The 10,362-nt window shown below is 42.2% G+C and carries 7 protein-coding genes; 2 read left to right on the top strand and 5 right to left on the bottom strand.

Annotation, left to right across the window (positions count from 1 at the left end; genetic code table 11):
- Nucleotides 1–3: 3 nt before the first annotated feature.
- The gene (locus AB6D58_RS08360; RefSeq protein ID WP_372156962.1) at nt 4–4,905 is read left to right on the top strand and encodes an Ig-like domain-containing protein; all 4,902 of its coding nucleotides are present in this window, start codon (nt 4–6) and stop codon (nt 4,903–4,905) included.
- Between the two features lie 85 nt (nt 4,906–4,990).
- On the opposite strand, the gene AB6D58_RS08355 is transcribed toward AB6D58_RS08360, so the two are convergent.
- Both AB6D58_RS08355 and AB6D58_RS08350 read right to left on the bottom strand, forming a co-directional pair.
- Nucleotides 4,991–6,184, bottom strand: coding sequence for a class I SAM-dependent methyltransferase (locus AB6D58_RS08355; protein ID WP_372156960.1), 1,194 nt, complete (start codon nt 6,182–6,184; stop codon nt 4,991–4,993).
- 128 nt (nt 6,185–6,312) lie between these two features.
- On the bottom strand, nt 6,313–7,716 hold the full coding sequence (locus tag AB6D58_RS08350; protein ID WP_372156958.1) for a methyl-accepting chemotaxis protein: 1,404 nt from the start codon (nt 7,714–7,716) through the stop codon (nt 6,313–6,315).
- 88 nt (nt 7,717–7,804) lie between these two features.
- On the opposite strand from AB6D58_RS08350, the gene yccX reads away from it, so the two are divergent.
- On the top strand, nt 7,805–8,092 hold the full coding sequence (yccX, locus tag AB6D58_RS08345) for an acylphosphatase (RefSeq protein WP_017059706.1): 288 nt from the start codon (nt 7,805–7,807) through the stop codon (nt 8,090–8,092).
- Between the two features lie 59 nt (nt 8,093–8,151).
- On the opposite strand, the gene AB6D58_RS08340 is transcribed toward yccX, so the two are convergent.
- From AB6D58_RS08340 to AB6D58_RS08330, 3 genes are all read right to left on the bottom strand, one after another.
- Nucleotides 8,152–8,481, bottom strand: a complete 330-nt coding sequence (locus tag AB6D58_RS08340; protein ID WP_017057205.1) for a TusE/DsrC/DsvC family sulfur relay protein — start codon at nt 8,479–8,481, stop codon at nt 8,152–8,154.
- A gap of 160 nt (nt 8,482–8,641) precedes the next feature.
- Nucleotides 8,642–9,307 carry a Bax inhibitor-1/YccA family protein gene (locus AB6D58_RS08335; RefSeq protein ID WP_017057206.1) on the bottom strand — a complete coding sequence of 222 codons (666 nt, stop codon included), beginning with the start codon at nt 9,305–9,307 and terminating at the stop codon, nt 8,642–8,644.
- 282 nt (nt 9,308–9,589) lie between these two features.
- Nucleotides 9,590–10,354 carry an amino acid ABC transporter ATP-binding protein gene (locus AB6D58_RS08330; RefSeq protein WP_017059704.1) on the bottom strand — a complete coding sequence of 255 codons (765 nt, stop codon included), beginning with the start codon at nt 10,352–10,354 and terminating at the stop codon, nt 9,590–9,592.
- Between the last annotated feature and the right edge of the window lie 8 nt (nt 10,355–10,362).

Here is a 10,362-nt window from a genome sequence, read left to right as displayed (position 1 = left end):
GACGTGACGGATACAGCGGGCAACGCGGCGACAGACAGCGAAAACGCGACGTTGGACACCACTGCAGGAGCAGGTATAGATATCGATCAAGTTACTGGTGATGGTATTGTTAATGCTGAAGAAGCTTCATCTGATCAAGAGATAACAGGTAAAGTTTCTGGTGATGCAAGTGAAGGGGATACTGTACATATTTACTTGGGGGTTGGAGATAGCAAAGTTCTTATCGGTTCGACGGTAGTTCTTGCTGACAATACGTTCAAGTTAGTCACACATGGTTCGAATCTTATTATGGGTAACCCTGCAGATCTTACCGCTACTGTGACTGGAAGTGATGATGCTGGTAACGATTTTGTTGCTTCTAATACAGAGCGTTATTTTGTGTTTACCGACATTCCGGAATCTCCTGTGATTACAAATATCTCAGATGATTCTGCAGCTAGTGATTATTCTGAAGTTACATTGCATGGTACTGGTGAGCCTGGCTTAACAATATTACTATTCGATGAAGACAGTAATCAGGTGAATGTAACTCCGATTACAGTCGACAGTAATGGTAACTGGACCACTGATATATCGAACCTGGTTTCTACGTCTGTTAATGACAACGAATTCTTTACAGCCAAACAAGTTGATAATTACGGTAACACTAGTGAATCATCGAATACCGTACATTACTACCATGGCGATTTTGACCCAGCACAGCAAGAAACTACAGATGACTTCGTCTTACTTGGTGGGGGAGATGATCAATTCAATGCCACTGTAGATGACATTGATAACAGATTAGTTGTTGATGGTGGAGAGGGTACAGATACTGCTGTGTTTGATTTCTCTTTGGACTCGGCTTCAGTGACACTTAATGCTGATGGTTCAGTGTCAATCACCGAAAATAATGGTGATGTGAATACTTTCATTGAGTTTGAAAACTTTAATTTTACTGATGGCGGAAAAACTGTTGAAGAGCTATTTGCTCCTTCGGTCGTTATCGTAAAAGATGAAGACGATATTATTAACAGTGACCGAACTATGGTTTCATACAGTGTATTGTTACCTGTTGGTGTTGAAGTCGGTGCTACCTTGACGGTTCAAGTCGAAGGGCAACTGACTGAGACTAAAGTTCTTACTCAAGCTGATATAAATTCTGGGTCTTTATCATTTGATGTAGATATGGACACGGTTGTAGATGGTGAACTGAATGTTTCTGCTGAGTTAACATATCAAGATCAACCATCAGGTACTCAGTTTGTTGGGACAGATGCGTTATCTACCAATATCGATCCTAGTGCTTCTAGCTTTAGTATTGAATTAGGTACAGAGCAGTCAGTACAGTTCACGTTCGATTCTCACGTAATTGATGCTGAAGATGATTTAAGCAGTACTGATAATAAAGATGTACAACTTTCGATTATTGATCTTCCTGAGTTTGGTTCTTTATATGTGGTTGATGGTGATATTCGTACATTGGTTAATGAAAACACAGTTCTAAGTGAAGATTCACAAATCGAATATGTGCTGGATGAAACTGTTAATTCCGATCTCTCTTTTGATGCATCAGAAGATTTTAACAATATAAATGGTTCCAAAACATCTTATACATTGGATAGTGGTGTAATCATTTCTGGTGGTCGCTTCGATGGAGATAGACCTGACTCATCTAGCAATTTAACAGCTGAAACATTGCATTATGATAGTGCGGCTAATGAGTCAGGATTAGGTGTAGGTGACAAAGAGCTTGATGTTTCAACTAAAGATTATATCTCGATAGACTTTACTCAAGTTGGTGATTCTAACGCCACTGAGGTAACAGTAACTGAGGTTAATATCGATTTTGGTAGTGTATGGGCTCACTATGCCGACAACAATTCTGCTGATGCTGAAATACAAGTTATCTTATTTAAAGATGGTGTTCAGGTAGGCAATGACCCTTACATCTTTGATGATGATACTAATTCTGCCGTTTATGATGGAAGCGGTGAATTCACTGCAAATATACAGCTTGGTGGTGGGTTTGATGAGATTCGTGTATACACAGTTAATGGGGACCAATCAAATGGATCGAACTCTAATATCACATTGCAAGGTGTTGAAGTTGTAGATGCGATTGTTTCTGAAAAAATCACTTATGAAGCTACAGATAGTGACAAAGGAACTGATACTGGTGTTATAACCATTTCAACTTCAAGTACACAGGATTCAACAAATAAAGCACCAGTCTTGAATGACTCTCAGTTTGATGCTTCTAATGAAGATCAGGTGGTTAGTTTGTCTCTGGATAAGCTCGATATTACTGATGCTGATGGAGACCAGACATTTATTACAGATGTCAAGGTTGACCCATCATATGGTTCGGTTCAGCTTGTAATAGATTCAGAAGGGCAAGTGACCTCTGCAGAGTTCACACCAGCTTTGGATAAACATTTCGATAGCGTACCGTTTACTGTGACTGTTTCTGATGGAGCTAAGTCGAGCGAAGGTACAGCAACACTTGTTGTGAATGCCGTGGCTGATAAGCCTAATGTTACTGCGGTATTTGGTGATACTTCAAATGTTGTGATTAGTGATGCACTCCATACTAAGCTTGTTAATGCTGATGCTAACACCAGTTTTACTGAAAGTGATTATGCTGAACTTGGTCATACTGTAATGAATCAGTATGGTCAAACAACGGGGACTGTAGGAAATGATTTAATCGTTGGTTCTGATGTAAGCTCTGGTGATAGTTTGATTGGAGATGCTAATACAAACCCAGGAGGTACAGGTTCTGATATTTTTGTTGGCCGTGATGGTGATGATCATCTTTCTGGTGGTACTGGTTCATTGGATGCTGAAAGTGCTATTGATACTGCAGTATATGAAGGTGATTTTTCTGAATACAATTTAACTTTTGTTGGTGACACGACGACACAACATGATTGGACTATCGTGGATAGTTTGAACCGTGATACTCCTGAATGGGGTAGTACTGGTGATAAACTGTATCAAATTGAACGTTTAATTTTTGCAGATGCTATTGTTGAACTTAATGAAGACGGAACATTCAATGTGCTTCAAGATGTTGGCTTTACAGTAACAGCTTCGGTAGCAGATACAGACGGAAGTGAGTACCTAGACGAAGTTAGAATTTCCGGGTTACCAGATTCTGCAGAAATTATTGATAAAGATACTGGTAATGTTCTTGGTGGTTTCGTAACCGTTGGTGATGAATCTGTCTGGGTCATTGATATTGAAGGTGACACTACACAGCATATTAGCTATGACAATCTTGCAGTAAGAGATAGTTCAGGTGAACAGTTAGATGTTGATGTTGAAGTCGTTGCTGTAGATGTGAATGAAAATGTTTCAACAGCGAGTACTAGTGTTAATGTTGCTGAAACTAACGATATCATGGCAGATCAAGGCGGGAGCGTACCAACAACAGTCATTACTCTGATTATTGATTCTTCTGGAAGTATGGCAAGTACTCCGAGTGGTCTAAGCGATATGAGAATTGAGTACGTATTGCAAGCGTCAATTAATCTCTTGCAAAACGTGGCTGATCAAGAAGGCAGTGAAGATGTTCTGGTACAGTTAATAGACTTTGATTCTGGAGCGACGAATACTGGTTGGAAGACAGTAGCTGAAGCTATAGCTATTCTTACCACCGCTCAAGAAAAAGTAGATGAGAGAAATTATAACGGTATCTTCGATGCGCAAGGCGGAACGGATTATGAAGATGGCGTAGAGGCAGCAATCGCTGGTTACAATACTAACCCAGTTTCAAATTTGTCATCTGACGATACCAATGACGTTGTTTACTTCTTAAGTGACGGTCTAGACAATGGCGATTGGGACAGTGATACCAACAGCGATTGGGACAGCTTTATTGCCGATAAAGATGTGACTGCCGTTGGAGTCGGTAGCTCAGATAATGTGCCTGAGAGTGGTCTTAAAGAAGTCGCTGGTAACAATGGTAAAGTTGTTTATATACCAGACTCTCTAATCACAACGGAATTACCAAAACTTCGTCCAACAATCGGTATTGCTGGTTCGTTGTTGCTATCTCTATCTGGCCTAGATGCAGTAGCAGTAATGATTGATGAGAGCAAAGCGTCAGTGATTCAGAAAGTCGATACTGATGGAAACACCATTAACCTGCCAACAGGTCTAACATTTACCAAAGACAGTGTTGGGAATGAACTGGTTGTTGATATTGGTTACGGAGAATTTCGAGTTGCACAAGATGGTTCATACTATTTCCAACCATCAAGTGACAGCACAGCAAGTGACACCGGTAAAGCGGTTGCATTTGAAATCCTTGTAACTGTAGAAGACAGTCAAGGCGCTCAGTCACAGCAACTTATTACATTAAATCTAAGCCCTAGCGGTGAGGTGAATGTTGCACCTACTTCTTCGTTTAACGCATCGACAGGTGATGATCAGTTCCAGGGTACTGAACAAGATGACATTATCTTAGGTCATGCTGGTAATGATGTACTACTAGGGGCTGCGGGCGATGATATCTTACTCGGTGGCGACGGTAGCGATATCTTAATCGGTGGCTTAGGTGATGACATTCTAACTGGTGGCGACGGTGATGATATCTTCAAGTGGGTTGATGAACCTTTGAACAACTATCGAGACGTTATTACTGACTTTGAAGTGGGCAGTGACCGTATTGATTTGTCTGAACTCCTTCATGATGAAAATACAATGGATGATGTTCTTGAACATTTGTCAGCTAAGATTAGCGATAACAACCAAGACCTAGAGTTAACCATTACTAATGATCAAGGTTCTCAAACTATAGTATTGCAGGGCCAAGCAAGTAATCTTAGTGGTTTTGACGTCGATTCTTCTGGTGTTTATTCCGGTGATGAATTGACGAATTTAGTAAATTCACTAATGACTAACCTACCAAACTCTTAATTCATGAATAACAAAAAGGGCCGAAAGGCCCTTTTTTAATATGTCTGTTTCGTCATATAAAATAATAGAGTCAAAAGCTCAAGGATTAAATAACCTTACAAGCAAAACCTTTCAGGTAGAAACCTTCTGGGTAGGCTGTGTCTGTTAGATGATCGGCTGCTTGCTCGAAGCGCTCGACGAACTTAACCGTTCGGCCTGCATCTAATGCTGCATCAGCGATGATTTTTTGGAACAAATCAGTACCCATTAAGCCAGAGCAAGAGTAGGTGAGTAGAGTGCCACCTGGTTTCAGGGTTTGCATCGCAAGCATGTTAACGTCTTTGTAGCCGTTAGCGCCTGAAGTTAGGTTATTCTTGCTTGAAACAAACTTTGGTGGGTCCATGATCACTACGTCAAACTTAGTGCCTTGATCACGGTACTCACGAAGCAGTTTGAAAACGTCAGCGTTTAGGAATACAGCGCGCTTTTTCGAGATATCAAACTCATTAAGTTCAGCGTTGAATTTAGCGGTATCAAGAGCAAGTTGAGATACGTCAGCGTTGATAACACGCTTCGCGTCGCCTTTAAGTGCGTAAAGGCCAAAGCCACCTGTATATGAGAAACAGTTAAGGACATCTTTGCCTTTAACGTACTTCATCGATTCTTTGCGGCTATCACGTTGGTCCATGTAGAAGCCTGTTTTGTGGCCTTCCATAATGTTCACGCTGATTTTAACGCCATTTTCTTCAATCACGATAGATTTTGGTGGCTCTTCACCATGAAGAACGCCGACAACTTGTTCTAGGCCTTCTTTCTTACGAACTGCCACGTCTGAACGCTCGTAGATGTTGCAGTCAGGGAAGCACTCGATTAACGCTTCAACCAATACGCTTTTGTTAAACTCAGCGCCAGCACTTAGCAGTTGGCAAACAAGAAAGTCTTGGTATTTGTCGATTGTGATACCTGGTAAGCCATCAGACTCTGCGGCCGTTAGGCGGTAGCCCGTTAGACCATCACGTTCGATAATGTCTTCTCGTAAAGACTGTGCGTCTTGAATTCGTTTTACGAAGAACGCCTTGTTGATCTCTTCTTTTTCAAATGTCCAAACACGAGCTCGAATTTGAGATTCTGGTGAGTAAGCCGCTTTTGCAAGCCACTGACCATTTTGAGCATATACGTCTACAGTTTCACCTTGTTTTGGTTCGCCTTCGACCTTATCGATACCGCGTGAAAATACCCAAGGGTGTTTGCGGCGTAGTGATTTATCTCGGCCTTTAGCTAGATGAATTGAAGGAGTCATAATTTACTCTGTTTGTTGAATTTGAAGGAGGGGTATTGTCGGGGAAGTGCAGGTGAAAAGCAAATAAGAAAGGGCTGCAGAAGCAGCCCTAGTAATGATTAATCAACACATTGTGGTGGATATCAGTATTAAGCTTTAAGACCTGTCAGCAAACCTTCCATCGTATCGCTTTGTTTACGAAGTTGGTCAACATTGGAATTACTCTTACTGATCATCTCGCAGATACTGTCTGACTGATGACGAATCTCTTCAACACTCTGTGCAATGTTGTCAGCGACTACGCCTTGTTCTTCAGCCGCGGTAGCAATTTGAGTGCTGCTATCTGAAATAGACTGGTTTTTTTCCGCTAATGAACCGATCTCGACGTTCACTTCTGACATCAGTGTTTGGCCTTCGTTAGCATTGTTCACCGTGACTTCCATCAGCTTGGTCAGTGATTGACTGTTACGTTGTAATGATTCAATCATGCTTTGGATTTCAACCGTTGCTTGCTGAGTACGACCGGCAAGGGCACGAACTTCATCGGCAACAACAGCAAATCCACGACCTTGCTCGCCAGCACGTGCGGCTTCGATAGCTGCGTTCAACGCTAACAGGTTAGTCTGTTCGGAAATACCGTTGATGGTTGTGATTACTTCATCGATCTGCGCCGCGTTGGCATCCAGTTCTTCTACTGCTTGTGAAGCGGACTGGATCTCTTGAGATAGGCTAGAGATAGACTCCAGTGTATTTGAAACCTTGACTTGACCGCTCTGAGCAACGCCGCGAGCGTCCATCGTTTGTGAGCTAGACGCATGAGCAAGGGTAGCGACTTCGCGAATGGTAGCCGCCATTTGTTCCGTTGCACTTGCTAAGCTATTCAGGTGTTCTTGTTGGTTACCTGAGATGTCTGAACTTTGTTGTGTTGACTGGTTCAAGTCCGAGCTGATCTGCTGCATGAGAGCGACAGACTCTTGGATTGATAGAACCATGTTTTGTTCACGCTCCGCAACTTTATCGATTGTAATCGCGATTTCACTGAACTCGTCACGAACTAAGAAGTAGTTCATGCGGCAAGTTAAGTCGCCATTCGCAAGCGTGTTCAGAGCTTTGTTCATAGAGAACATCGCGCCGCCAATAAAGGTCATGATGTAGTAAACACCTAGTGCGATAAGCGTTAGGGTTACAGCGATGATAGAAACCTGAGTCGTCGATAGAGCAGACCAAAGGTTTTGGTCATGGTTAGCAACTAGGCTGAACGCTCCATTCATCACTGAAACAGAACCAGCACCGTAGCCTAAAGAGATAGTTTCAGAGCTGCTAACAAGCTGAGCTACTTGATATTTAGTGAGTTGACCCGCTTCGATAAGCCCTTTCATCAAGAGCATTTCTTCTTGATAAAGGTGAGCAAGTAAAGAGTCCGCGGCACTATCTAAAACGAGAGTTAATATAACCAGGGCGAGAAGAGGCAATAAGAAGAGTAGATAGAACTTTTCTTGGATTTTTAGGTGAATGAGATATTTGTCAATCCAACGAAATGGGATTTCTTTCATAATCGTTATACTCGAAGTAAGTCCACCAATAAGCGGTGAATGAATAGAAGCTCGACTATATCATTCATATAATTTATGAGGCAACGTTATGGAAAGTTCACAATATATTTTTGTCGTGTCAGGCGTAGTTCAATGTGTTGGGTTCCGTTACCACACCAGTAGGCAGGCGCAAGCTATGGGTCTCTCAGGTTATGCAAAGAACTTAAATGATGGTCGAGTTGAAGTGTTAGTTGTCGGAGAGAGTCAGCAAATTGAGAAGTTACATGCTTGGCTCTATATTGGCCCTTCGAGCGCAACAGTAGACAACGTTGTGATGCATCAAGTTAAAGATAGTGAGCGCCAGGACGTACGCATAGGGGCGTTTAAAATACTGTAGTTGTAGCACTACAGTATTTTATATTGAATGTAACTTAATGACCTAAAGCGGGTTAGGTTTTACAAGCACTTTGCTGGTTTAGGTAAACCGGCGAGCTTGGTCGCTTGTTTTGCAGGGCCTTTTTTGAATAACTTGAAAAGGTACTTACTATTGCCTTTTTCTGGGCCGTGAGCTTTTTCCATTGCTTTAACGAGCATGCGAACCGCTGGTGAGGTGTTGAACTCTTCGTAAAAGCTCCTTACAAAATGTACGACTTCTAAGTGTGCATCTGTAAGTTCAATCGCCTCGTCTTGAGCAAGAATTTCAATCATGCCTTCTTCCCATTGCGTGTAATCCAATAGGTAGCCTTGAGCGTCGGTTTCGATTTGCTTGCCGTTATATTCAAACATGTTTAATCCAGAATCCAATTAACTATGCGGATAGGGTACATGACCAAGTTTGTCTTTCTCAACAGAAATTGTAGCTATCCAATGAAATATCGTACTTATAGATACAAAAAAGCCCAAGAGGTAGGCTCTTGGGCTAGATATTCTTCAATGATGGGAACGATTAGTCGTCGCTGCCCATGATGCCTAGGATGCTTAGTAGGCTGATGAAGATGTTGTAGATCGATACGTACAAGCTGATCGTTGCAGAGATGTAGTTTGTTTCACCGCCACGAATGATGTTTTGCGTTGTAAGCAAGATAACACCAGTCGAGAACAGGATGAACATACCGCTCATTGCCAATGATAGTAGAGGCATTTGTAGGAAGATGTTTGCAACCATACCTACAAGTAGTACTACGAAACCAGCTAATAGCATGCCATTAAGGAACGACAGGTCACGCTTAGTTGTTAGTGCGTAAGCTGATGCGCCCATAAACGCCAGTGCTGTACCGCCAAGTGCAGTTAGGATGACATCACCCATGCCTGCGCCAACGTACATGTTTAAGATTGGACCGATGGTGTAGCCTAAGAAACCTGTAAATAGGAATGTGAAGACTAGACCCATGCTGTTGTCACGGTTCTTTTCTGTTAGGAAAAGTAGGCCGTAGAAGCCAACTAGCATGATAATAAGACCCGGGCGAGGAAGGTTCATCGCCATGGATACGCCTGCTACAACAGCAGACCAAAGTAGTGTCATAGACAGTAATGCGTAGGTGTTACGCAACACTTTATTGGTTTGCAGAGCACTTTCTTGAGATGCTGTGCGTGAAAACATAGGGCTGTTCATAATCTTCCTCGTAAGGTGACTTCAATAGTTATTAGTACATTTATGGGGGTGAAAGTTCGAAAAATCAAGTCTCTCATTCCTCTTGTATACGTAAAATAATAATCAAAATAGTCGGTTAAGTGCTTCTGAAGGTGTAACAAAGTATTTCTTAAAGTGCAGTTAAGGTTCGTTGTTCAATTTTAATCGCACTGAATCGCTGTTTATAATCTTGAAAAACTAATTATAACACTGAAAACAAAGAGGCGACCTAAGCCGCCTCTGTAGTTTATGCATCATAACACATTAGTGGTGTAAGATTTGGCTTAAGAAGTTCTGCGTTCTGTCTGATTGTGGGTTTTCAAAGAAATCGACAGGGTTGTTCTCTTCTATGATTTCACCGGCATCCATGAAGATAACGCGATCCGCGACCTCTTTAGCAAAGCCCATCTCGTGCGTTACACAAAGCATCGTCATGCCTTCTTCTGCAAGCTCAACCATTACGTCTAACACCTCACGAACCATTTCTGGATCGAGCGCCGACGTTGGCTCATCAAACAGCATCACTTGAGGGTTCATACACAAAGAGCGAGCGATAGCTACACGCTGCTGTTGACCACCTGAAAGCTGACCTGGGAACTTGTCCGCTTGCTCAGGGATTTTTACGCGCTCTAGGTACTTCATTGCAATCGCTTCGGCTTCTTCTTTTGGCATCTTTTTGACCCAGATTGGAGCCAGAGTACAGTTCTCTAATACCGTCAGATGTGGAAACAGATTGAAGTGTTGGAAACACATGCCGACATCTCTACGCACGGCTTCGATGTTCTTTAGGTCTTCCGTTAATTCATTACCTGAAACGAAGATATGACCTTTTTGGTGCTCTTCTAATCGGTTGATGCAGCGGATCATCGTTGATTTACCAGAGCCTGAAGGGCCACAGATAACGATTTTCTCGCCTTTTTTAACTTCTAAATTGATGTTCTTAAGTACGTGGAATTCACCGTACCACTTGTTCATGTCTTTCAACTCGATCATAAGACCTTGAGAGTTGTTTTCTGTCTGCTGCGTCATAATACGTC

Origin of the sequence: Vibrio sp. 10N.239.312.D08, from assembly GCF_041466145.1 — a bacterium.
In the GTDB taxonomy this organism is placed as follows: Bacteria; Pseudomonadota; Gammaproteobacteria; order Enterobacterales; family Vibrionaceae; genus Vibrio; species Vibrio crassostreae_C.
The sequence above is the reverse complement of the archived record's forward strand: the minus strand, read 5'-3'. Positions and strand labels throughout refer to the sequence as shown.

What these genes read in the sequence shown, in the direction of transcription:
- AB6D58_RS08355 (WP_372156960.1), bottom strand. Translation starts at nt 6,184, where the DNA reads ATGACTCCTTCAATTCATCTAGCTAAAGGCCGAGATAAATCACTACGC.
- AB6D58_RS08350 (WP_372156958.1), bottom strand. Translation starts at nt 7,716, where the DNA reads ATGAAAGAAATCCCATTTCGTTGGATTGACAAATATCTCATTCACCTA.
- yccX (WP_017059706.1), top strand. Translation starts at nt 7,805, where the DNA reads ATGGAAAGTTCACAATATATTTTTGTCGTGTCAGGCGTAGTTCAATGT.
- AB6D58_RS08340 (WP_017057205.1), bottom strand. Translation starts at nt 8,481, where the DNA reads ATGTTTGAATATAACGGCAAGCAAATCGAAACCGACGCTCAAGGCTAC.
- AB6D58_RS08335 (WP_017057206.1), bottom strand. Translation starts at nt 9,307, where the DNA reads ATGAACAGCCCTATGTTTTCACGCACAGCATCTCAAGAAAGTGCTCTG.
- AB6D58_RS08330 (WP_017059704.1), bottom strand. Translation starts at nt 10,354, where the DNA reads ATGACGCAGCAGACAGAAAACAACTCTCAAGGTCTTATGATCGAGTTG.